The organism is Flavobacterium fluviatile (genome assembly GCF_010645065.1).
GTDB lineage: Bacteria > Bacteroidota > Bacteroidia > Flavobacteriales > Flavobacteriaceae > Flavobacterium > Flavobacterium fluviatile.
Genome location: NZ_JAADZW010000007.1, coordinates 64,094 through 87,899 on the forward strand (window position 1 = coordinate 64,094; position 23,806 = coordinate 87,899).

The following is a 23,806-nucleotide window of genomic DNA, read 5'->3' on the forward strand; positions in this document are numbered from 1 at the left end:
CAATCTTAATAAGCTATTTTTCTAAAGTGAAATGGGTTATTTGTTTTGTCTAAAATAAACTTCTGTAGCACCAAGTCCATATTTTTGATAATTGGCATCCTGAAAATCTACACCATCATAACGTCCTAACAAAAAATCAAGTTCGGCTTTTAAAATTCCTTCGCCAACTCCGTGAATAAAAACAATCTTAGGTATACGGTTTTTAATTGCAAATTCGATGTGTCTCTTTGCTGTTTCGGTTTGCAAAGTCAGGATATCATAATTTGACATCCCGCGTTTATTTGGAACTAATTTTTCGATATGCAGATCAAATTCAGGGGGAGCTGTTTCACGCTTGTCTCTCTTTTCTTTTACAAAACTTCGTGGTTTTGGCTCTTCTTTTTGCTTTGTAATAAAATCTAAATCAATTCTTTTAATAGAATTCATTAAATTATTGGAATCTTGCACTTTAACTAATTCATTGACAAAAAAAGTCATCATAAATCCTTCTTCAGATTCGATCATAACTTCGTTATTTTTAACAGAAACTACCGTTCCGTTAATAGCTTCGTCCAATACCGAAACCTTATCTCCCTTACTCAGCATCCTCTTCTTGTTTTTCTTGATTTTTACTTGGTGTACTTGAGCTTAACTGCATCATGCCAAACATAAATACTGCAATTGCAATTACTGTTATATAGATATTTTTATCTTCTGAAACCTGCTGGTAAAATGCAACCGAAATTGCAAGGACCATTATTAGAATTTTAAGAGTCTTCATATTTTTAATATAAGGCTTCAAAAATAAGAAACTTTAAAATAGCACATCCATCTTACTTTAAATCTTATCTGTTATTTTTGTAAATTGTAAAAAATAAAACTGTGGATTTAGAAAAATATATGCTGCCTTGTTTTAGCAAAACCCTGTTCGGAATTGAATGTCTGGGCTGCGGATTCCAACGTTCTTTATTCTTACTTTTTGAGGGAGAATTTTTAGCCGCATTTAATATGTATCCGGCGATCTACACCTCCTTGGTTTTTTTAAGTTTTGTAGCTTTACATTTTTTGGACAAAACAAAAAATTATAACAAATTAATTTGGACTTCGGGAATCATAAATGGCTTTTTTATGGTTGCCGGTTATTATTACAAACATTTTTATCTTTAATTTTTTTTACTTTTGCTTTTTGATTTGATCTAAAATATCATTCATCATTTCAATTTGAACTTTTTGAATCTCGATTAATTCCTGTTGCTGATGCATAATCAAATGATCGATTTTATCGTGAATCATCCTGATTTCTAATTCAGATTTGAGGTTAATCATATAATCTTTTTTGGCACGATTACGATCTTTTTCCTCCTGCCTGTTCTGACTCATCATAATCACAGGAGCCTGCAAAGCCGCAATGCATGACAAAATCAAATTCAATAAAATAAAAGGATACGGATCAAAACCTTTGTTCATTAAAATATAAACATTAGATCCAATCCACAATACAATAAAAATCAAAAACGAGATGATAAAGGTCCAGCTTCCTCCAAAATCAGCAACTTTATCCGCAATTTTTTGTCCAAAACTTCTCCTTTCATCTTCATCTTCCACAATACTTACAATTGATTTATCCTCTTTTAAAGACGAAATAACATTTTTTTCAAGATCTGAAAGTGCTCCAGTCTCTGTAGATAAATAATTCGAAATATATTTTTGACGATAAGTATTTAATTCGCTGAAAGAAATAAAATCGCTATCACAAAACGAGGGATGATCCTTAATTATAAGTCCTAAAACTGGGTCGTGTATTGATTTACCGGAAACTTTCTCGGTTTCAGGAAATAAAAGATCAGAAATAGCGCTTTTAAAAGTAGAATTATTTTTCATTTCACTAAATTTTACAGGCTAATTTACGCAATTAACCTCTTAACAATGTTATAAATTAGTGGTCTCAAAATTTATTTAATTTATCACAAATAGGATTATCAATAGAAAATTTCTTTACTTAATTCGTGCCTTTATTTACGAAAAACACCTTACTTTTAACACTTCAAATTATCCATTCAATTTTACAATTGTGTCAAAAGATCTTATCATACAAAATATCAGAGCTTTAAAGAGCCATTCAAACATAAATTACGGTATTAAAACCAAAACCGAAGAGTTTACGGAAAAGCTTTTTTACACCCTTTTTGATTCAAATGCAGTATTAGATGAAAGCATTGATGAACTTGAATTTCGTTTTAAAGAAATTGCTGTAATGGCCTGCAAGAAACCGGAAAAATTGTGCGGATCTATGTGGGATCTTTTTCTGGAAAAACTACCAAAAGTGTTAGAAAAACTAAATCAGGATGCCGAATATATCTTAGAAAATGATCCTGCTTCAAACAGCATAGATGAAGTCTATCTTGGATATCCCGGCTTCTACGCCATTGCAATATACAGGTTAAGCCACGAATTATACAAACTCGATTTGTTGTTGTTTTCAAGATTGATGAGCGAATACGCACATCGCATTACCGGAACCGATATACATGCAGGAGCCAATATTGCTTCGCCGTTTTTCATAGATCATGCTACCGGAATCGTTATCGGGGAAACAACTGTAATCGAAAAACATGTAAAAATTTATCAGGGCGTTACTCTGGGTGCACTAAGCGTAAGCAAGGAGATGAAAAATGCCAAACGTCATCCCACTGTTGAGAAAAATGTTTGTATTTATGCAAATGCAACCATTTTAGGAGGCGAAACCATTATAGGAAAAAATAGCATTGTGGGAGGAAATGCCTGGGTTACCAAATCAATCCCGGCAGATTCAATAGTATTGAATACCACTACAACCGAAGTTAAAATAAAAGAAAAGAAACAGGAATGAAACCACAGAAATTAATCAACCTGATTGGCAACACTCCATTAATGGAAACGGTCAGTCTGGTCAAAAATAAAAACGTAAAACTTTTATTAAAACTTGAAGGCAACAATCCGGGCGGAAGCGTAAAAGACAGGGCGGCTTATAACATGATTGCATCTGCTCTGGAGAGGGGCGATATCAAAAAAGGAGACAAATTAATTGAAGCCACAAGCGGCAATACCGGAATTGCACTGGCGATGATTGCACAATTGTTTCAGGTTGAAATAGAATTAGTCTTACCTGAAGATTCTACGAAAGAACGCACTCAAACCATGCGTGCCTATGGCGCAACGGTTATTTTGACACCTGCCAGTGAAGGAATTATCGGTTCACGCGATTATGCCGATAAAAAAGTTGCCGAAGGCGGTTACGTGATGCTAAATCAGTTTGCGAATGATGATAACTGGAAAGCACATTATAAAACCACCGGTCCTGAAATATGGGAAGACACAGAAGGAACTATAACCCATTTTGTATCCGCTATGGGAACCACTGGAACTATTATCGGTACATCATCCTATCTTAAAGAAAAAAATTCACAAATTCAGATTATAGGTGCTCAGCCGAGCGACGGATCACAAATTCCGGGAATCCGTAAATGGCCACAGGAATATTTGCCAAAGATTTTTGATGCTTCAAAAGTAGATACTGTTGTGGATGTAAGCGAAAAAGAAGCAAGAGAAATGACTAAAAGACTAGCACTTGAAGAAGGGGTTTTTGCAGGAATGAGCAGCGGAGGCTCTGTAGCTGTAGCCCTGAAAATAGCAGAACAGTTAGAATCAGGCGTTATTGTGGCAATTATCTGCGATCGTGGTGATCGTTATTTATCTTCTGATTTATTTGATTAAATGAAAAAGGCACTAAGGTTCTGAGCTGCTAAGGTTCTAAGTTTATACTTAATTTAAAAACCTTGGCAACTCAGAACCTTAGCAACTTAGAACCTTAAATAAAAAAAATGAACTACCGTAAATTAGGCAAAACCAATTTTAATATATCCGAAATTTCACTTGGCACCTGGCAGGTTGGAGGAAAATGGGGATCAGCTTTTGACAATAAAACTGCAGATAAACTTTTAAATACAGCAATTGATAATGGTGTCAACTTTATCGATACTGCAGATGTCTATGAAAACGGATTAAGTGAAACGGCTGTTGGAAGAGTTGTTCGCTCAAGATCTGAACGAATTTATGTTGCTACAAAATGCGGACGCCATATTAATCCGCATGTGAGTGAAGGCTACCAGCCAAAAGTGCTTCAAAAATATGTTGAAGACAGCTTAAAAAGACTGGGATTAGAAACTATCGATTTAATTCAGCTGCACTGTCCTCCTACTGATGTTTTTTATCGTCCTGAAATTTTTGAACTGTTTGATCGTCTGAAAGAGCAGGGAAAAATCTTAAATCTTGGTGTAAGTGTCGAAAAAGTGGAAGAAGCTTTGAAAGCAATCGAATATTCTAACGTTACGACGGTTCAGATTATTTTTAATTTATTTCGCCAGCGACCATCAGAATTGTTCTTTAGTGAAGCAAGAAAAAAAAATATCGGAATTATTGCGAGAGTTCCTCTGGCAAGCGGACTTTTAACCGGTAAATTTGACTCAAAAACGACTTTTGAACCACAAGACCATAGAAATTTCAACAGAAATGGTGATGCTTTTGACAAAGGAGAAACTTTCTCAGGCATTGATTACGAATTAGGGCTTAAAGCTGTTGCCGAATTGAAAGCTTTATTTCCTGATGCTACAAATTTAGCTCCCTATGCTTTACAATGGATTTTGAGTTTTGAAGACATCAGCTGTATTATTCCGGGAGCTTCCAAAGAAAGTCATGTAGTGTCCAATTTATCTGTTTATGATTTACCTAAATTATCCTCTGAAAAAATTGATGCAATGAATAAAATTTACCAAGAATACATAAAGCCTTCTGTACATCAGTTGTGGTAATTCTTTTTTAAGGATGTGAAACATTGAAACGCTTAAGTAAAAATTTTTAAAGTAAAATCTTATTTTTTTTCATGATTTAAGCAACCCTTTTACAATTAAGTCATCTTATCATTAAAATTAACCTTAAAATCATTAACCATGAAAAAATTAAGTTTTATTGTATTTATCATCTGCTTTGTCACTGTGTCCTGTAGCAATGAAGAAGAATCACAAGATGAAGATTTTAAAAAATTAGAAGTAATGCATGACGAGATTGTTGCTCTTTCATTGTCCACTTCTCAAGCCTGTACAAATCCTGAAGAGTGGGATTTTACAAGAATTAGTGCAAGTTCATGTGGCGGTGAAAATGCTTATGTAATATATTCTAAAAAAATAGATAAGACTAAATTCCTTGTAAAAGTAAACGAGTATTTAAATGCTCAGATTGCCTATAATCAAAAATGGAAAATAATTTTGGCCTGTCAACCCATGCTTTCTCCGCCGGGAATTGAATGTGTCGATGGGAAACCTAAATTTGTTCATTCAATAGCAAATAAATAAATTTTACAGAATTCTAAGGTATCATGCAATTTGATTTTTAAATTTTAAAAAACGTGGTACCTTAGAACTTTCTTTTCCCGGAAATTTTCTAAAATGCTAAAAAAATCAAATTTTAAAGAATGGTTTGACCGATATAAATATGCTGAGATAGCCAGTACAAGTGCTGCACTTACGGCTTCTCTTTTCAGCAAAATTTACAGCGGATTAACAACGGCGTATTTGATTACGTTTGCTGAATACCTGGCTTTTTACAGTGTGATTTTATTTTCTTCATATAAAAAGTTAACAAAGCAAAACAAACTTTCAGGCCAAAAAACTTCTTCTTTAGAAATCTTTAAACTTTTAAAAAATTTAATTTTAGAATTTGGATATCCGGCAATTTTAGATTTTTTGATAATTCGTCCCTTTTGCATGTACTGGATGCCGATACTTTTCGGGAATTATTTCTTCGGAATTATTTTTGGGAAAATTGCTGCTGATTTGTGTTTTTACTGTTTCACTATTATCAATTATGAATTAATAAAAAGGAAATAGTTTAGCAGCATTCCAATACAATTTTAAACTCGGCACCTTTATTTTTGCCTTCGCTTGAAGCTGTTAATTTACCATTACACCTTTCGATGATTTTTTTACACAAGTACAAGCCAATTCCGGTAGAAGATTCGTTTGCTGTTCCAAGTCGGCTCATTTTAGTAAATTTCTTAAACAATTCATCAATCTGATGCTGGTTAAAACCAATTCCTTTGTCAGAAACTGTCAATATTAAATTATTATTTTCAGTAAAAATCCTAAGTTTAATTTCGCTGTCAAAATAAGAGAACTTCACAGCATTACTAATTAAATTTACCAAAACCTGAATTAATAACCCTTCATCAACTTTAAGTTTTGCCTCTTCCGTTTCTACACTAACAGTAAACTTAATATTTTTATCTATAAGCCGCTGTTCCACCTGCTCATTGATAAAAGGTAATATATTGGAGAACAATATTATCCTGCTTTCCTGATTCACTTTAATAACCTGATCCTGTTCATTCAATAATTTAATAAAATTTTCAATGTATCGAAATTGCAAATTTGTTGATTCGCAGATTAAATTAGCCAGGTCTTTAATGGAATCGGATGGATTTTCATCTAAAATAAGTTTTGCCAGACCCTGAGGATTGCCTGCAAAATTTTTTAAATCGTGCGAAAGCATATAAATCAGATCCTGCTTTTCATTGATAAAGGTTTCAGATTCAAAAATAGATTCCTGAATATTGCTCATTAACAAACCCGCCTCATCATTATATTCTGTAGGTAACACAGACAATTTTCTCTCGTTTCTGTAATCATTTAATGCTTTTGAGGCTACAGCTATTGGCTTGATTAATTGATTTAGAACTAAAAGTGTAATCGCAGTTGCCAGCAAAGTCATAATCAGCGAAAAAACTAAAACGGATGTGGGTGATATAGAATGATCGAAGTAAAGTACAAAAAATAAAATTCCGATTAAAGGAATATGAATACCTATAAAAGCAACAAATAAAAATTTGAATGCATAACTTTTCTTTAAAAAGCCAATTTTCGAAAGATTATGATACAACTTCATAAGAAAAAAACAATTACTTAGACTTAAAATGGGGCTATCGAAGCATTTGACAAAACAAAGTTAGCTTTAAAAGCCGATTAAACTAAGTAAATTATAGAATTTGATAAAATATTTTAAAATTTAATTTATAAAAGTTTACAAACCCTTATTTTTGCGCTATGGGAAGAAAAAATACAGACAAAGTCGTCTTTCATCAAATACAAGTTCTTGATGCAGGCGCAAAAGGTGTATCAGTTGCAAAGGCTCCTGACGGAAAAGTAATCTTTATTCCAAATGTAGTTCCTGGCGATGTAGTTGATGTACAGACTTTTAAAAAACGTAAGGCTTATTACGAAGGAAAAGCCGTTAAATTTCATGAATTATCAAAACACCGCATTGATCCGGTTTGCCAACATTTTGGTGTTTGCGGCGGATGCAAATGGCAAAATATGAAGTATAGCCAACAGCTATATTACAAACAAAATGAAGTAAAAAACCATCTGCAAAGAATTGGCAAAATTGAATTACCGGAATTTGAGGATATCTTAGGCTCTGAGAAGCAGTTTTTTTACAGAAACAAAATGGAATTTTCTTTTTCAAACAGCCGCTGGCTGACCGAAAAAGAGATTGGAAGCACTGAAGATTTAGGAAACAGAAATGCTTTAGGTTTTCATATTCCTAAAATGTGGGACAAAATTCTCGACATTACCAAGTGCCATTTACAGGAAGATCCTTCAAATGCAATCCGTAATGAAATCAGGGATTTTGCAAACAAAAATAATTTAGCTTTCTTTAATCCCAGAGAACATTCTGGATTATTGAGGACATTCATGATCCGTACCGCTTCAACTGGCGAAATCATGGTTTTGATTCAGTTTTTCGAAAATGACAAGGCAGGTCGTGAATTGATTTTAGATCATCTTTATGAGAAATTTCCGCAAATTACATCTTTGCAATATGTGGTTAACTCAAAACCAAATGATACTATTTACGATCAGGACATAAAACTTTATAAAGGAAGAGATTATATTCTGGAAGAAATGGAAGGGTTAAAATTTAGCATCAATGCCAAATCATTTTACCAGACCAACTCAGATCAGGCATATGAATTATACAAAATTACACGTGATTTTGCCGGACTTTCTGGGGATGAAACCGTTTATGATCTATACACCGGAACCGGGACTATAGCACAATTTGTTTCGAAAAAAGCAAAAAAAGTCATAGGTGTAGAAAGTGTCCCGGAAGCAATTTTAGATGCCAGGGCAAATGCTGAACGCAATAATATTACCAATTGTGAGTTTTTTGTTGGAGATATGAAAGTCGTATTTAACGAAGCTTTCATTGCACAACACGGCAAACCGGATGTGATTATTACCGATCCTCCAAGGGATGGAATGCATAAGGATGTTGTTGAGCAAATTTTAAAAATTGCCCCTCAAAAAGTAGTTTATGTAAGTTGTAATTCGGCAACACAAGCAAGAGATTTGGCTTTAATGGATGAAAAATACAAAGTAACACGTGTCCGACCGGTTGACATGTTTCCGCAGACACATCACGTAGAAAATGTCGTACTTTTAGAACTTCGATAATACAAATTATAAATGAAAAAAATACTGTATTTTTTATTGGTCTTTACTTTTGGATTATCCGGCTGTGAGAAAGATGACATTTGTGATGCAAATACGCCAACTACTCCCCGACTGATTATTTCTTTTTATGATATTAAAACTCCTTCTGTAAAAAAGAATGTAACGCGTTTAAAAGTTGTTGGCAAGGATCAGCCTGAAGGGATAATCTTTAATGAAGGAGGAGCTGATATAACCAAATATCTGACAAGTGGAGATTCTATTGCTATTCCGTTAAAAACTGACGAAGACAGTACTACTTTTTCATTTATTTTAAATTCCGACAATACTAATCCTGAACTGGCAAATACTGATCAGATAACTTTTAATTACAGCAGACAAAATGTATATGTTTCAAGGGCTTGTGGTTTTAAAACAATTTACAAATTAAACACACAAATTCCATTTGTAAAAATTGATTCCGGCAATGATGGTATCTGGATGCAGGATGTTCGAGTATATAATCCAAACATTGAATTCGAAAATGAAACACATGTCAAAGTATTTTTTTAGTATTCTTTTGTTATTTGCAGTGTTTCTTGTTCAGTCACAGGAAATAACTACTGATACAGTAAAAAAAGAAATCAGGCAGGAAGAATCAAAATCCAAAACAACAACTAAAGCCGTTGTAGAAAAAACAACAGACAGCGTTCCGGTAAAAAAAGACCGCTATGGTTTACGTGTGGGTGTCGATTTGTACAAACTTACCCGCGGCCTTTATGACAAAGACTATAAAGGAGTAGAATTTGTAGGTGATTTTCGTCTTACCAAAAAATATTATCTGGCTGCTGAAATTGGTATAGAAGACAAGACTACTGATGATGACAGATTAAATTCGACAGCAACAGGAACTTACCTTAAAGGAGGTTTTGATTACAACATGTACAATAACTGGCTCGACATGGAAAATCTTATAACTGTTGGTTTACGAGGAGGCTTTAGTACATTTAGCCAGGAATTAAACAGCTATAAAATTTATAATCCCGACCAATATTGGGGAGAAATTCCGCCCATTACTGAAGGTGAAAAATACACTGGCCTGACAGCTGCCTGGGCAGAAGTTGCTGTGGGTATGAAAGCCAAAGTATTCAACAACATCTTTGTGGGATTCGGGGTTCAATTGAAATTGCTTTTAGCTAATAAGGACCCGGATGGTTTTGAAAACCTTTACATTCCCGGATTTAACAGAACTTATGATGGCAGTTTCGGTGTTGGATTCAATTATACCGTTTCTTATTTTATTCCTCTTTATAAAAAACAGGTAATAATTCCTGAAACAGAAAAAAAATCTCCTAAGAAATAATTATTTAAATCAAAAAACCACGAATTCAAAATTTAACTACTGAATTGGTGGTTTTTCTTTTGTTATTTTCTGTAAAATAATCAGAAAATCTACTGATTTAAATTATCGTATTTCTTTAATTCCTTTTATGAAAATCCATTTCATAAAAAGTTTTTCTCCATCTTTGGTTTTCAAAGCTTTAAACTGCGGAGCTATTAATGTAGCGACAATAAAAGCTGTCAACGGAATCCAGATTCCGGTTATTCCTGTGTATTCTGCAATTATAAATCTTCCAAGAATAAATAAAACTGCGAAACATCCTAATTGATATAGAAACGCTCTTACTTGTAATTTTGTCATTGTTTTTTTGAGTTGCTAAGGTTCTAAGCTGCTGAGTTTCTAAGTTGTCTTTTTTAACTCAGCTTTTTAAAAACCTAAATTATATCTTACTTTAATTCTAAATCCTTAGTAACTTAGAGACTTAGGATTTTAGAAGCTTAAACCTGAAATTTAGTTCTTTTACTTCCTTCGTACATTTCGTATTTTACCAGACGTGCTTCAAGGCTTCCGTTAAAAAGTTTGATTTTTCTGGAAGGTTTTAGTCCTACGAATTTCAGGGCATCCAGATTTGCAGTAATAAACCAGGCATTTGTACCCGGATAATTTTTCTTTAAAGTGTCACCTATATTAGCATAAAATCTTTCCATGTGAATATCCAGACGCTCATCATACGGTGGATTGAATACAATGTGAAGCTTCCCCTCTGCTTCTTTCTCCGTATCAAAGAAATTATCTTCAGAAATTGTTACATAATCTTCAAGATTTGCATTTCTGATGTTGTCCTTAGCTTTGTTTACGGCACTTGGTGCTTTGTCAAAACCTTTAATCGTATAATGAAATTCCCTTGTTTTTTTCATCAGGCTGTCAACAATTTTATCAAACAAATCATTGTCCCAGTCTTTCCATTTTTCAAAAGCAAATTCCCTTCTGTTGATGTTTGCCGGAATATTGCAGGCAATCATAGCAGCTTCTGCCAAAAAGGTTCCCGAACCGCACATTGGATCTAAAAAATGACTTTGCCCATCCCAGCCTGACAACAACAGAATTCCTGCAGCCAGAACTTCGTTGATCGGTGCAATATTGGTAGCGGTTCTGTATCCACGCTGATGTAAGGAAGTACCAGAAGTATCCAAAGCTACAGAAACCTGATCTTTATCAATATGAATGTTAATTCGTAAATCAGGATGCTGCTTATCAATACTTGGCCGCTGCCCCGTTCTTTCCCTGAACTGATCTACAATAGCATCTTTACATTTTTGGGAAACAAACTCAGAATGGTTAAAATAAGTAGAATGAACCGTAGCATCAATTACAAAAGTCTGATTTGCATTGAGCAATTTTGACCAGTTTATACCCGAAATTCCTTTGTACAATGCCTGCTCATTATTGGCCCTGAAAGAATAAATTGGCTTTAAGATTTTTAAAGCAGTTCTAAGTGATAAATTGGCTTTGTACATAAAACCTTTATCGCCCTTAAAACTTACCATTCTTACTCCTTTTTCCACTTCCTGGGCACCAAGATCGCGTAATTCTTTTTCTAATATTTCTTCAAAGCCAAAAAAACATTTGGCTATCATTTTAAAGTTTTCTTCCATCTTTATAGTTGAATTAAAAACAGATTTCAGATCAAATCAAATCTGTATTAACATTCCAAATAACGCAACAATGTTTCAGGTATGATTGCGAAATTGTTATTTTCGGCAAAAATACACTAAATTTGCCGGACTTTAAATTAATTGAAATAGAATAAATGTCTGAAGCACCTAACTCATCAACACCAAATCAGGAACGAAATACCGAAAACTGGTTCACCTCATGGTTTGATACTCCGTACTATCATATTTTGTATAAAGATCGTAATTACAGAGAAGCTCAGATTTTCATGGACAACCTTACACATTACCTGAACTTGCCCGATAAGGCAAAAGTATTGGACTTAGCTTGTGGAAAAGGTCGTCATTCTATTTATCTAAATCAGTTAGGTTATGATGTTTTAGGTGCCGATCTTTCTGAAAACAGTATTGCTGAAGCCAGTAAAAACAGCAACGAAACACTTCACTTTAAAGTGCACGATATGCGTGAACCTTTCGAGGAAAAATTCGATGCCATCTTCAATTTGTTTACCAGTTTTGGTTATTTCGAAAATGACGATGACAACCTGAAGACCTTAAAAGCAATCAAACAAAGCTTATCTGAATATGGTTTTGCGGTAATTGATTTCATGAACGTTAATCAGGTTATCGAAACGCTTGTTCCCCAGGAAGTAAAAGCCGTTGACGGAATCGATTTCAATATCAGGAGGTATGTCGAAGACGGACATATCTTTAAAGAAATTGATTTTGAAGATCAGGGCAAGAAATATCATTTTACAGAAAAAGTAAAAGCCTTAACATTAAAAGATTTTCAGGATTTAATGGAAGAAGCCGGCATTTATCTCTTAGATATTTTTGGCGATTACAAACTCAAAAAGTTTCATAAAACCGAAAGCGAACGACTAATCATGATTTTTAAATAATTTGGTAAATCAGCAAATGAATTATCTATTACCCCTATTTTCTGTACTTTTAGGTTATGCTGTGGCTTTGTTTATGAGACCAAAAAACAAAACCAATCTCAAATTATTACTGGCATTTAGCGGATCTTTTTTATTGTCTCTAACCGTAATACATCTTTTACCTGAAGTTTACGAAACACACAATCATAATATCGGAATCTTTATCATGGTCGGAATTTTATTCCAGATCATTCTCGAATTTTTCTCAAAAGGCGCAGAACACGGACACGTTCACGGGCATGCAAAAATGTCCCGGATTCCGTGGCTGCTTTTCATCAGCCTTTGTATCCATGCTTTTTTAGAAGGATTTCCGGTAAGTCATCATCATGGTCTGGCTATCGGAATTGCAATTCACCATTTGCCTATTGCCGTGATTTTAACAACCTTTTTCATCAATGCCGACCTCAACAAAAAAGCGATTTTTGCTTTCATGTTAACTTTTGCAGTTATGACGCCACTGGGAACTATAGCTTCTGAATTTTTACCGATACTAAACGAATATTATACCGAAATAACTGCAATCGTAATCGGAATATTATTCCACATTTCATCGACGATTATTTTCGAAAGCAGCGAAGGACACAAATTTAATGTAGCCAAAGTTTCAATGATTGTTCTCGGAATTTTACTGGCATTCTTTTTATAATCCGGGCGTGACCACATTTACAAAAGGCGCTATATAACAAACCGCTTATATGCGCCTTTCGCAAATCCGGTCGGGCTATCCAGGCTACTTCGGTAGCTTCTTTCTATCCCTCACGCAACCGTAAATCAGGTAAAATCATCCATTAAAAAGAAACAAAATCTTTGTAACTTTGAGACTTTGCAACTTAGATACTAAAAAACAAAATGACGTTTACAAAAACAACCGAACAATCTTCAAAATACGAACATTTAGAGAAAATGTCAGTTCAGGAACTCCTGACCAATATTAATAATGAGGACAAAACTGTGCCCAATGCTGTCGAAAAAGCTTTACCGCAAATCGAAGCTTTGGTAACACAGACTGTCGCTAATTTAAAATTGGGCGGACGTATTTTTTACATCGGAGCCGGTACATCCGGACGTTTAGGGGTTGTGGATGCTTCAGAATGTCCACCGACTTTTGGAGTCCCTTTTGATTTGGTAAACGGAATCATTGCAGGAGGAGACACAGCCATTCGTCGCGCCGTAGAAAATGCCGAAGATAATGCCACACAAGCCTGGACTGACATACAGGCACATAACATCAATCAGAACGATATTGTAATTGGAATTGCGGCTTCAGGAACTACTCCGTATGTTATTGGCGGGCTGGAAACCTGTAACAAAAATAATATTGCAACCGGATGTATTACCTGTAATGAAGGCAGCCCGCTGGCACTGACAGCAAAATTTCCTGTTGTAGTTGTTGTCGGACCCGAATTTGTTACCGGAAGCTCGAGAATGAAAGCCGGAACTGCCCAGAAACTGGTTTTGAATATGATTTCGACTGCATCAATGATTCAGCTTGGAAAAGTAAAAGGCAACAAAATGGTCGATATGCAGTTGAGCAATATCAAACTGGTTGACCGCGGCGTGAAAATGATTATGGGAGAAATTCCCGTTTCGTACGAAGAAGCTTCAGAATTATTGAAAAAATACGGCAGCGTGAGAAATGCTGTTGAAAATTATAACAAGTAAAAAGTTTTCTGTGAATGTAAAATATTGTTTAACCACAAAGAACGAAAGGTTTTACGCAACGTTCGCAAAGTTTTAAAACCTGAAACTTCAAACCTGAAACTTCAAACAAAAAAAAGAATGGCAACAAATAAACAATTATTAGGAAAAGGAATTAAATATTTAACCGGTGCACTTCCGCTGATGTTTATTGGTCCGTCGTTGATTTATAACGCTTTTCAGAACCAGCACACTGCATGGCATTATCTGGTTTTGGGAATCGGGATTGTGGCCTGCCTGAGTTCTATGGTTTTGATTTTTTTGGGACTGAAAATTATTATGAAAGGTATTTTTAATGACTAACTTTTAACTGGTTGTTGGATGAATAGAATAAAATAGCTTCATTCAAGAATTACATCTAATTTGATCTGCAAAAATCCTTTAAAATCTGCGAGAAATACTTTTACGTATTAATTTTTCACGCAGATTGAGACAGATTTATACCTAAGCTGATGCGATAGAATTGAAAAAAAAATTAAAAACCATTAATTAAAAACTCAATAAATAATGTTCAAGCTAAATTTTTTCTTGCTCATAACACCCCAAAATATCTTCAAAAAAATTCCATGGAAAGCTTAATTCACATTCAGAAAACATTCGAGAAAGTCATTTATATTGATAAAAAAATAAACAACCGTGAATTTGAGGATTGCGTTTTTAAAAACTGTGATTTTTCAAACAGTAATTTTGCTTACAATACTTTTTTAGACTGCGAGTTTATCGACTGTAATTTATCTATGACCAGTCTGTCAGGAACGAGTTTAAAAAATGCGACTTTTAAAAACTGTAAACTTTTAGGAATTGCCTTTAACGAGTGCGATGACTTTTTATTTCAGGTTTATTTTGAAGAAAGCACACTGGATTACGCTGTTTTTTCGAATAAGAAAATGCCGAAAACCAAATTCATCAATTGTTCTGTAAGAGAAGTTACTTTTATAGAGACCAATTTAACCAGTTCTGTTTTTGACAACTGTGATTTGGACGGTGCTATTTTTAATGAAACCCAACTTGCTGCAGTTGATTTCAGAACGGCTTACAATTACAAAATCGATCCCGAATTTAACCCGCTGAAAAAAGCACAATTTTCGACTCAGGGAATCGTGGGACTTTTAGATAAATACGACATTAAAATTGTATAAGCATGGAAACGAACGAATCTTATCTGGAAAGCGTTAAAAAGCAGTTTTTGTATTATAAAATGCTGGGCGAAAAAGCCATGCATCAGCTTGAACCTGAACAGCTTTTTATTGCCTTGAATGAAGACACCAATAGTATCGCAACAATCATCAAACATATTTCGGGAAATATGCTGTCACGGTGGACAGACTTCTTAACTTCTGATGGTGAAAAAGAATGGCGCAATCGGGATGCTGAATTTGAAAATGATTTGCAGTCAAAAGAAGAAGTTCTGGAAACGTGGAACGAAGGCTGGAATGTATTTTTTGATGCTTTAAACAATTTGAATCCGGAGCAGCTTTCGCAGATTATTTATATTCGGAATGAAGGTCATACGGTTGTCGAAGCTATCAATCGACAACTGGCACATTATCCTTATCACATCGGGCAGATTGTTTTTTATGCTAAACAACTGAAAAACAATCCCTGGAACAGCTTATCGATTCCGAAGAATAAATCCGGGAATTACAATGCTGAAAAGTTTGCCAAAGAAAAAGAAATAAAAAACTTTACCGATGATGAATTAAACAGATTAAAATAACTTAATTCTCTCTCTAATTTTCTAATGAAAAACGACTGCCCTAGCCCTGATGGAAGCGGCATCCTTTTGTGGCGGGGTTCGCCACAAAAGATATAGCGGACAGCAGGATTAGCTTCTTATAAAACTACTTATTTAAAATGAAAAAAATTGTATTCTTATTCCCAATACTTGCTTTAGTATCATGTTATAACGCAGAACACAACTGCAAAGATTTCAAAAACGGAAAATTCAAATTTGAGTTTGAAGTGAACGGCGTAAAAAAAACAACGATTTTTGAGCGTAAAGACAGTATTGAAATTGAAACTTTTGAAGGAAAAACCGATACCTCAACCATACGCTGGGTAAGTGACTGCGAATATGTCCTGCAGAAAAAACACCCGAAAAACATGGCAGAGGAAAAAGCCATAAGCATGAAGATATTAACCACTTCGAAAGATTCATATACTTTTGAATTCGGCATGGTGGGTTCTGAAGAAAAACAGCATGGAAAAGTTTTTAAAATCGAATAAAAAATAGTAATTTGAATGTAAATTAAGATTTACATGGAAGTATTTTTAAACCCTGATGCCTGGATTGCATTACTGACCCTGACATTTCTGGAAATTGTTCTGGGAATTGACAACATTATTTTTATTTCGATTGTTACAGGAAAACTGCCTGAACAGGACCGCAAAAAAGCAACCCGGATTGGTTTATTTCTGGCTATGTTTATGCGAATTGCCCTGTTACTGGGAATTTCGTATTTAATTGCTATGAAAGCTACCGTATTTAGTATTCACTGGGGCAGGCTGGAAGCTGATTTTACCGGACAGGCGATTATTTTATTGCTGGGAGGATTGTTCCTGATTTACAAAAGTACCAAAGAAATCAGTGAGAAAGTGGATCATAAAGGAGAAGAAGAAAAGAACATTCAGACAGCTGCAAAGAAATCTTTTTCGAATGTTATCCTTCAGATTTTACTGATTGATCTGATCTTTTCTGTTGACTCTATTTTAACTGCTGTCGGTATGACCAATGGTGTTGAAGGTGCATTAACTATTATGATTACAGCAGTTGTAATTTCTGTAGTTGTTATGATGCTTTTTGCTGTTCCGGTTGGCAATTTTGTTAACAGAAACCCTTCGATTCAGATTTTGGGGCTTGCATTTTTAATTCTCATTGGCTTCATGCTGATTACAGAAAGTATGCATTTATCAAATGCTGCTTTAGCGGGAGAACATATTGGAGCTGTCCCAAAAGGTTATTTGTATTTTGCTATTGCATTTTCACTGGCAGTAGAATTTATTAATATGCGAATTCGAAATAAGAAGTCATAATCAAATTTAAAAGTTCCCAACAGGAACTTTTTTTTTCACAAATAATCCTGATATTTCACAAAATATAGTTTGAATAGCAGCTGAAAATTGTTTCTTTTACAATACTGTTTTCCAATTCTAAATACAGAACTTAATCCAATATGAAAAATACCATTTCACATAGAGTTGCCGATTTTTTAAAGCACTTCCCTCCTTTTAATCTGCTGAATCAAAAAGATCTTGAAAAATTGTCTGAGCAGATATCTATCCTGTATAAAGAAAAAGACGCTGTTATTTTTTCTGAGAATGAAAAAACGCATGATTCTTTTTATGTAGTACACAAAGGAGCAATTGCCCTTAAGAAGAATCAAAAAACGCTGGACATGTGTGACGAAGGTGATATTTTTGGATTAAGACCGCTTCTGGCGCAGGAAAATTATGTGATGCAGGCCAGTGCTTATGAAGAGAGCATTTTATATGCGATTCCGATTGCCGTTTTTAAACCTTATGCTTTAGAGAATAAAGCCATTGGAAATTTCCTGATAGAAAGTTATGCTTCGAATACTAAAAACCCGTATTCTGAAGTTCATAAAAACAATTTGTATGGGGAAGTTATTGCGCAGCATGAAAACAATAATGACAAAGAGGTTTTTGATCTGCAACCTGTAAAGTTTTCAAAAAAGATTGTTACATGCGACAGGTCAACCACGGCAAAAGAAATCGCAAAAATCCTCACCAGGAAAAAAGTCGGTGCGATATTGATTGTTGATGAAATGCTTCCAATCGGAATTATTACAGATAAAGATTTGCGCAACAAAATAGTTTCAGGCGACTACCCTATTACCACGCCTGCCGAAACGATTATGACATCGCCTGTTATTACCTATTCTAAAAAAATGACGGTTACAGAGGCACAAATAGCGATGATTAAGAGCAATATCAGTTATTTGTGTCTTACCAAAGACGGAACAGTAAATACAAAGGCTGTTGGGATTTTGTCCAAACACGATCTTATGGTTTCACTTGGAAATAATCCGGCCGTTTTGATTAAAGCTTTAAAAAGAACCACAAAAGTAAAGGAAATCAAACCCATCAGAGCCCGAATCATGCAACTATTGCAGGGATATCTGGACCAGAATATCCCGATGACGCTGATTACAAAAATCATAACCGAATTAAATGATGCCTGTGTAACCCGGGTTATTGATATTTCATTGGAAAAGATGAATACGCCACCGCCTGTAAAATTCACATGGCTCGCATTAGGAAGTCAGGGTCGTGACGAGCAAATGCTGCATACCGATCAGGATAACGCGATTGTGTATGAAAATGTTTCGGAAGTTTTTAAGGATGAAACCAAGGCCTATTTCCTAAAATTAGCCACCCACATCAACAAAGGACTCTCTACTATTGGCTACGAATATTGCCCGGCCGAAATGATGGCATCCAATCCAAAATGGTGTATGAGCCTTGACGAATGGAAAAACCAGGTGGCTTACTGGATAAAAAATCCGGGTAAAAATGAGGTTTTGCTATCTTTTATCTTTTTTGATTATAGTGTAAAATATGGCAATCGTGAACTTGTAGATCAATTATCAGATTCGATATTTGAAAACGTAAAAGCCAATCCTATTTTTTATGTTCACTTGGTGAGCGGTGCATTGCAGAGTCCTTCTCCGACCGGTTTCTTCAGACAGTTTTTAGTGGAACAGGACGGTGCCAATAAAGATCAGTTCGACATTAAACGAAGAGCATTAATGCCTCTTACAGATGGTGCAAGGGTTTTGATTTTGTCTCATTCTGTAAAATCAATCAGTAACACAGCGGAACGTTTTGAAAAACTGGCCGAACTGGAACCTCAAAACAGTGAACTTTACTTATCGTGTTCTTATTCGTTTAAAGCTTTGTTGAAATTCAGAACCAAACAAGGGCTTTTACATCATGATTCCGGACAGTTTATAGCCCTGGAATCCCTTTCAAAAATGGAGAAAATAAAACTAAAGAGGACTTTTAAAACCATCAAAGAACTACAGGAATTAATTTCGGTACGTTTTAATGTTTCTAATATTGTATAAAAATGAGTTTATTTGATTTTTGGAAAAAGGAAGAAGAAAATTTTTTCGATGAAGATATCACTATCGAAGAAACCCGTTTTGTAGTTCTGGATACAGAAACCACAGGATTTGATTATACAAACGACCGCATTTTATGTATTGGTGCATTAGTATTACAAAACGGTACCATTTCAATTCAGGACAGCTTTGAGGTTTATATCGAACAGGATCATTATGATGAATCGACTGCGCAGATTCATGGGATTCTGAAAGATTTTGTTGTAAAACGCCCTTCAGAATCAGAAGCTTTAAAACAATTTTTAGATTATTTGGGCGATGCCATCATTATTGCACATCATGCGTATTTTGATATCACAATGATTAATAAAGCCCTTGAAAGAAATGGTTTGACTGAACTAAAAAACAAATCGCTGGATACCGGTATTTTGTATAAAAAGACACTAATAAAATCACATCTTTTTGAGCGTAAAGACCATTATTCTTTAGATGATCTGGCTGATAAATTTGATATTTCAAAAAAAGACCGTCATACCGCCTTGGGAGACGCTTATATCACAGCTATTGCGTTTTTAAAAATTGTTAAAAAACTGAGAGAGAAAAAACATGTAAATCTAAATCAGCTTTTTAAATAAGACTGGATTCTATTTTTAAATATTTAGGTTAGGACTGAATTTCAAAAATTTCTTTCTTGATTTCTACTGAATAATCGTTGGGAGAAATATTTCCGCCAAAAGTTTTCGCATAGACTTTGGTAAACTCAGCTCCAAAATACAGTATGATAGCCGAATAATAGACCCAGACTAATATGATAACTACTGATCCTGCAGCGCCATAAACGCTTGCAATAGTAGAACTTCCTAAGTAAAACCCGATTGCGAATTTACCAATCATAAACAGAATTGATGTAAATCCGGCACCAATAAAGGCATCCTTCCATTTAATATTTCCGTCAGGCAATGTTCTGAAAATTATAGCGAAAAGAAGCGTAATACTCCCTAATACAATGACAATATTTATAATATAAAACAGATATACAGTACTTTCCGGAAAGTAAATTTTTAATCTCGCATTCAAAATATCCAAAGTGGCGTTTAAGATTAAACTGACCAGCATTAAAAAACCAACAGAAACAATCATGGAGAATGACATCAGTCGGTTTTGAATAAATTTTCGCAACCCTTTATTCGGTTTTGCACGCAGTCCCCAGATATAATTAATAGAGCTCTGAATCTCAGCAAAAACTCCGGAAGCCCCTATAAGCAGCATAATCACACCAAAAACCGTTACAAAAACATTACTGTCTGAAAGCTGCACATTTTTGATTGCTTCCTGAATTTGTTTGGCAGCTTCGTTTCCAACCAACTCATTTATCTGACCATACAACTGACCAGTCACGGCTTCTTCGCCAAAAAAGAAACCACAAATAGTAATAATGATAATCAATAATGGAGGTAATGCGAAAATAGTGTAATAGGATAATGCAGCACTGAGTTTTATAGCGTCATCCTCTATAAATTCTAAAAAAGTCCTTTTTAGCAGATACCACGTTTTAGAGAGAATATTATGATTTTTCATTTACTGATTTTTTGAGATACTCTCAAATTTAAGCAATAATCAAAAATCTTTAATTTCTGATTTATAATCGAATTTTACATTTTTGCCATGTGGTTTTATTTGGAAATCATTTTATAATCCTGATCAAATCCTAAATTCTTAATTTTTAAAATCTTTTTGAATTCGCTTCGGGTTGGTTTAATAAGATATGAAGTTGTATCCAGCTTTTTTCCTTTTATTTTAGTAACGGAATCAAGTTTTGTCAGATCTACTCTTTCACAAATATTTTTAAATCTTAATGTATTTTTTTCAATTGAAAGAAACTGAATATTCCAAAATATAGAATCTTTTCTGCTTAATATCAATTGTCCATCAATTCGTTTTGCTTTTTCATAATGTGAGAATCGAAACAAAGTATCAATATGTTTTTGAACTAATTCTATTGAATCGCCTTTGGGAAACATATCAAATTTATCTTTCTTATCCTTTGTTATAAATTTTCCATCAACAATATTATACTCTGATTTTGTTGAGTCTAATGTGAGTTTATGAACTTTGAATTTATAATAGTATTCTTTTAAAATTCTGCTTTCGTCAACTCTAATAAAAGTCGAATCATTATTCATATATAATCCTCTGAACTTATTCGGGAAACGATCTAATTCTGAATCTTTATTTGGCTGGGGATTTTCAAAATACAAAACCATACAATCAGCACAGGCAGGAAAATCAGCTTTTTTACAAGAAGTGAATAATATCATTACTACCATAATTAAAATTGACTTTTTCATAGCAAAATCATTTATAATGACAAAAAATCCCTTTATCGTAAACCGTCCACAAACTTGCTTTTTGATTAGCCGCTTTCAAAGCATTATTTGCCCAGGTATTGCAGGTATAAAAAAGACTGTAACTTCCTTTTGCTTCGTAGAAAGCATCTTTTTTTCCGTAGCTGTGCCCTTCAATCCATTGAGGATGTACATGGCTGAAGCTGTCTGAAATATAAGTCACCAGATTTTGGTAATCTTCTTTTGAAATCAGGATGCGTTTACAGTCATTTCCTTCTTTTAGCTGTTTGAAAAATGTGGTATGCATCGCTGATGAACTTACCCCGAATGCTGCTTTGAATGCTGTACTCGCTTTAAGGTGTGACCATTCCGGCGTATCGAGATAAAAACCTTTGTCGCCCCAACCGAAAGCAACATAATTCATCAATGAATCTTTTGATTGTGTATGACTGAACTGAATCTCGTTTCGCCAGTCTTTGATTTCGTTTTTTACAGGAACTACAATATCAGTATGAACACCATTGGAGAGAATATAAATTGGAATTGCATTTTGTTCTTCTACCTGAGCGGTATCAGAATTCACAGTTATTTTTGAAATTAGAAGAACTGATGAAGTGTACAAGGCAAGAAAAGCGAAAATTCCGAAAAGCGTCCAGCCGAGAAATTTGAAAGTTTTTTTTAGCATTTTGATTGGTTTTAGATTTAGTTATGGTTGATTTTCTGTAACCAATTTTTGAGCCAAAATTTTTAAATGCTGAAATTTATCTCTCGCAGATTTTGCAGATCGGGCAAATTTATTCTCATTTTTGTCTTCCTGAGCGAAGTCGAAGGACACGCCAGAAACTACATAAATTATTTCCAATCATTGTGTGGACTTCGACTTCGCTCAGCCTGACAAAACAGTGATTTGTACATAAAAAAAACTGCCAAGTCTCCTCAGCAGTTTTTATCTATTCTCTTTATTCTTTATTCTATTCTCTTAAAAAAGATTATACGTTAAAACGGAAATGCATTACATCGCCATCTTTTACCACGTATTCTTTTCCTTCTACCCTGAATTTTCCGGCTTCTTTAGCTTTTGCTTCCGAACCATACTGAACGTAATCATCATAAGAGATAACCTCAGCACGAATGAATCCTTTTTCAAAATCAGTGTGTATAACTCCTGCCGCCTGTGGTGCTGTTGCTCCAATGTTGATGGTCCAGGCACGAACTTCTTTTACACCGGCTGTAAAGTAAGTCTGTTGTTTTAATAATTTGTAAGCTGCACGGATTAAAACGGATGCTCCCGGTTCTTGTAATCCCATATCTTCAAGGAAAACCTGACGCTCTTCGTAGCTTTCTAATTCTGTAATGTCAGCCTCTGCTCCTACTGAAAGCACGATAACTTCTGCATCCTCATCTTTCACTAATTCACGAACCTGATCAACATATTTGTTTCCACTTACAGCTGAACTTTCGTCAACGTTACAAACGTATAAAACCGGTTTTGCAGTAATCAACTGGAAGCTTTCTAATAAAACTTCTTCATCATTATTTTGAGGAACAATTGTTCTTGCAGATTTTGCCTGTAACAAAGCCTCTCTGATTCTGTTTAATAAAGCTTCTTCTGTCTGAGCTTCTTTGTTTCCGGTTTTTGCAGCGCGTTTTACTTTTTCCAGACGTTTTTCGATTGTTTCCAAATCTTTTAGCTGCAATTCGATATCGATGGTTTCTTTATCACGAATTGGATTTACATTTCCGTCAACGTGTACAATATTATCGTTGTCAAAGCAACGCAAAACATGAATAATAGCATTACACTCTCTAATGTTTCCTAAAAACTGGTTTCCAAGTCCTTCTCCTTTACTTGCACCTTTTACAAGACCTGCAATATCTACGATATCTACAGTTGCCATTTGTACACGCTCTGGTTTTACCAATTCCTCCAATTTGTTGATTCTCGGATCCGGAACGTTTACAACACCAATATTAGGTTCGATTGTACAAAACGGAAAGTTGGCACTTTGCGCTTTTGCATTAGATAAACAATTAAATAATGTTGATTTTCCAACATTTGGCAATCCTACAATTCCTGCTTTCATCTGTTTGTTTCTATTTATTTTATTCTGCCTTTTTCATTAGGCCAACTTTAGTGCTTGTAATTTAATTCTTTATGTATTACTTTTTCTGTTAGTTTTTGCCAAACTGATATTTTTTGGCTTTAAAATTTTGCAAATATA

General features: G+C 34.5%; 29 protein-coding genes. 19 read left to right on the forward strand and 10 right to left on the reverse strand.

The genetic code is table 11. The features are described from left to right. Positions 1–36: 36 nt before the first annotated feature. A complete protein-coding gene (locus tag GXM17_RS09635; protein ID WP_163399125.1) occupies positions 37–585 on the reverse strand; it encodes a Smr/MutS family protein in 549 nt (182 codons plus the stop codon). Further along, positions 575–736: a hypothetical protein gene (locus GXM17_RS09640; protein ID WP_341872903.1), complete on the reverse strand. Its 162-nt coding sequence runs from the start codon at positions 734–736 to the stop codon at positions 575–577. The genes GXM17_RS09635 and GXM17_RS09640 overlap by 11 nt, the downstream gene beginning before the upstream one ends. A gap of 125 nt (positions 737–861) precedes the next feature. Here GXM17_RS09640 and GXM17_RS09645 point away from each other — a divergent pair, with 125 nt between their 5' ends. Then, on the forward strand, positions 862–1,146 hold the full coding sequence (locus GXM17_RS09645; RefSeq protein ID WP_163399127.1) for a DUF2752 domain-containing protein: 285 nt from the start codon (positions 862–864) through the stop codon (positions 1,144–1,146). Between the two features lie 6 nt (positions 1,147–1,152). Here the strand turns inward: GXM17_RS09645 and GXM17_RS09650 are convergent, their stop codons facing one another. Then, a complete protein-coding gene (locus tag GXM17_RS09650; protein WP_163399128.1) occupies positions 1,153–1,860 on the reverse strand; it encodes a DUF1003 domain-containing protein in 708 nt (235 codons plus the stop codon). A 190-nt stretch (positions 1,861–2,050) separates the two neighbouring features. On the opposite strand from GXM17_RS09650, the gene epsC reads away from it, so the two are divergent. From epsC to GXM17_RS09675, 5 genes are all read left to right on the forward strand, one after another. Then, positions 2,051–2,848: a serine O-acetyltransferase EpsC gene (gene epsC, locus GXM17_RS09655; RefSeq protein WP_163399129.1), complete on the forward strand. Its 798-nt coding sequence runs from the start codon at positions 2,051–2,053 to the stop codon at positions 2,846–2,848. Beyond that, positions 2,845–3,732 (forward strand): cysteine synthase CysM, encoded by an 888-nt coding sequence (cysM, locus tag GXM17_RS09660; RefSeq protein WP_163399130.1) that lies wholly within the window; start codon positions 2,845–2,847, stop codon positions 3,730–3,732. The genes epsC and cysM overlap by 4 nt, the downstream gene beginning before the upstream one ends. Before the next feature lie 107 nt (positions 3,733–3,839). After that, positions 3,840–4,826, forward strand: coding sequence for an aldo/keto reductase (locus GXM17_RS09665; protein WP_163399131.1), 987 nt, complete (start codon positions 3,840–3,842; stop codon positions 4,824–4,826). A gap of 138 nt (positions 4,827–4,964) precedes the next feature. Further along, on the forward strand, positions 4,965–5,366 hold the full coding sequence (locus GXM17_RS09670; protein WP_163399132.1) for a hypothetical protein: 402 nt from the start codon (positions 4,965–4,967) through the stop codon (positions 5,364–5,366). Positions 5,367–5,459: 93 nt separating this feature from the next. Next, the gene (locus tag GXM17_RS09675; protein WP_163399133.1) at positions 5,460–5,900 is read left to right on the forward strand and encodes a hypothetical protein; all 441 of its coding nucleotides are present in this window, start codon (positions 5,460–5,462) and stop codon (positions 5,898–5,900) included. 1 nt (position 5,901) lies between these two features. Here the strand turns inward: GXM17_RS09675 and GXM17_RS09680 are convergent, their stop codons facing one another. Further along, positions 5,902–6,954 carry a sensor histidine kinase gene (locus tag GXM17_RS09680; protein WP_163399134.1) on the reverse strand — a complete coding sequence of 351 codons (1,053 nt, stop codon included), beginning with the start codon at positions 6,952–6,954 and terminating at the stop codon, positions 5,902–5,904. Positions 6,955–7,112: 158 nt separating this feature from the next. Here GXM17_RS09680 and rlmD point away from each other — a divergent pair, with 158 nt between their 5' ends. The 3 genes from rlmD to GXM17_RS09695 are packed head-to-tail and all read left to right on the forward strand — an operon-like array spanning position 7,113 to position 9,864. After that, positions 7,113–8,525, forward strand: a complete 1,413-nt coding sequence (gene rlmD / locus GXM17_RS09685) for a 23S rRNA (uracil(1939)-C(5))-methyltransferase RlmD (RefSeq protein ID WP_163399135.1) — start codon at positions 7,113–7,115, stop codon at positions 8,523–8,525. Between the two features lie 12 nt (positions 8,526–8,537). Beyond that, a complete protein-coding gene (locus GXM17_RS09690) occupies positions 8,538–9,074 on the forward strand; it encodes a DUF6452 family protein (protein WP_163399136.1) in 537 nt (178 codons plus the stop codon). Beyond that, complete coding sequence (locus tag GXM17_RS09695; RefSeq protein WP_163399137.1) at positions 9,046–9,864, forward strand: DUF6048 family protein; 819 nt, start codon at positions 9,046–9,048, stop codon at positions 9,862–9,864. Before GXM17_RS09690 ends, GXM17_RS09695 begins: the two co-directional genes overlap by 29 nt. A 102-nt stretch (positions 9,865–9,966) precedes the next feature. Here GXM17_RS09695 and GXM17_RS09700 read toward each other — a convergent pair whose 3' ends face one another. Both GXM17_RS09700 and GXM17_RS09705 read right to left on the reverse strand, forming a co-directional pair. After that, positions 9,967–10,203, reverse strand: a complete 237-nt coding sequence (locus GXM17_RS09700; RefSeq protein ID WP_163399138.1) for a hypothetical protein — start codon at positions 10,201–10,203, stop codon at positions 9,967–9,969. Between the two features lie 137 nt (positions 10,204–10,340). Continuing rightward, positions 10,341–11,498: a THUMP domain-containing class I SAM-dependent RNA methyltransferase gene (locus GXM17_RS09705; RefSeq protein WP_163399139.1), complete on the reverse strand. Its 1,158-nt coding sequence runs from the start codon at positions 11,496–11,498 to the stop codon at positions 10,341–10,343. Positions 11,499–11,653: 155 nt separating this feature from the next. Here GXM17_RS09705 and GXM17_RS09710 point away from each other — a divergent pair, with 155 nt between their 5' ends. From GXM17_RS09710 to GXM17_RS09755, 10 genes are all read left to right on the forward strand, one after another. Next, on the forward strand, positions 11,654–12,418 hold the full coding sequence (locus GXM17_RS09710) for a class I SAM-dependent methyltransferase (RefSeq protein ID WP_163399140.1): 765 nt from the start codon (positions 11,654–11,656) through the stop codon (positions 12,416–12,418). A gap of 16 nt (positions 12,419–12,434) precedes the next feature. After that, positions 12,435–13,103: a ZIP family metal transporter gene (locus GXM17_RS09715; RefSeq protein ID WP_163399141.1), complete on the forward strand. Its 669-nt coding sequence runs from the start codon at positions 12,435–12,437 to the stop codon at positions 13,101–13,103. Between the two features lie 203 nt (positions 13,104–13,306). Next, entirely contained in the window at positions 13,307–14,119 is an 813-nt protein-coding gene (murQ, locus tag GXM17_RS09720) for an N-acetylmuramic acid 6-phosphate etherase (protein ID WP_163399142.1), read from the forward strand. 117 nt (positions 14,120–14,236) lie between these two features. Then, the gene (locus GXM17_RS09725) at positions 14,237–14,458 is read left to right on the forward strand and encodes a DUF6095 family protein (RefSeq protein WP_163399143.1); all 222 of its coding nucleotides are present in this window, start codon (positions 14,237–14,239) and stop codon (positions 14,456–14,458) included. Positions 14,459–14,721: 263 nt separating this feature from the next. Beyond that, positions 14,722–15,294 (forward strand): pentapeptide repeat-containing protein, encoded by a 573-nt coding sequence (locus GXM17_RS09730; protein WP_163399144.1) that lies wholly within the window; start codon positions 14,722–14,724, stop codon positions 15,292–15,294. A 2-nt stretch (positions 15,295–15,296) separates the two neighbouring features. Further along, complete coding sequence (locus GXM17_RS09735; RefSeq protein ID WP_163399145.1) at positions 15,297–15,872, forward strand: DUF1572 family protein; 576 nt, start codon at positions 15,297–15,299, stop codon at positions 15,870–15,872. Between the two features lie 137 nt (positions 15,873–16,009). Continuing rightward, on the forward strand, positions 16,010–16,381 hold the full coding sequence (locus tag GXM17_RS09740; RefSeq protein ID WP_163399146.1) for a DNA topoisomerase IV: 372 nt from the start codon (positions 16,010–16,012) through the stop codon (positions 16,379–16,381). 33 nt (positions 16,382–16,414) lie between these two features. Further along, the gene (locus GXM17_RS09745; RefSeq protein ID WP_163399147.1) at positions 16,415–17,188 is read left to right on the forward strand and encodes a TerC family protein; all 774 of its coding nucleotides are present in this window, start codon (positions 16,415–16,417) and stop codon (positions 17,186–17,188) included. A 140-nt stretch (positions 17,189–17,328) separates the two neighbouring features. After that, on the forward strand, positions 17,329–19,242 hold the full coding sequence (locus tag GXM17_RS09750) for a DUF294 nucleotidyltransferase-like domain-containing protein (protein WP_163399148.1): 1,914 nt from the start codon (positions 17,329–17,331) through the stop codon (positions 19,240–19,242). A gap of 2 nt (positions 19,243–19,244) precedes the next feature. Next, the gene (locus GXM17_RS09755; protein ID WP_163399149.1) at positions 19,245–19,874 is read left to right on the forward strand and encodes a 3'-5' exonuclease; all 630 of its coding nucleotides are present in this window, start codon (positions 19,245–19,247) and stop codon (positions 19,872–19,874) included. A gap of 28 nt (positions 19,875–19,902) precedes the next feature. Here GXM17_RS09755 and GXM17_RS09760 read toward each other — a convergent pair whose 3' ends face one another. The 4 genes from GXM17_RS09760 to ychF form a co-directional block, all read right to left on the reverse strand. Next, positions 19,903–20,817: a YihY/virulence factor BrkB family protein gene (locus GXM17_RS09760; RefSeq protein ID WP_163399150.1), complete on the reverse strand. Its 915-nt coding sequence runs from the start codon at positions 20,815–20,817 to the stop codon at positions 19,903–19,905. A 95-nt stretch (positions 20,818–20,912) separates the two neighbouring features. Continuing rightward, a complete protein-coding gene (locus tag GXM17_RS09765; protein ID WP_163399151.1) occupies positions 20,913–21,587 on the reverse strand; it encodes a hypothetical protein in 675 nt (224 codons plus the stop codon). Between the two features lie 7 nt (positions 21,588–21,594). Beyond that, positions 21,595–22,269 (reverse strand): TIGR02117 family protein, encoded by a 675-nt coding sequence (locus GXM17_RS09770; protein ID WP_163399152.1) that lies wholly within the window; start codon positions 22,267–22,269, stop codon positions 21,595–21,597. Positions 22,270–22,573: 304 nt separating this feature from the next. After that, a complete protein-coding gene (ychF, locus tag GXM17_RS09775) occupies positions 22,574–23,668 on the reverse strand; it encodes a redox-regulated ATPase YchF (RefSeq protein WP_163399153.1) in 1,095 nt (364 codons plus the stop codon). Positions 23,669–23,806 lie beyond the last annotated feature (138 nt).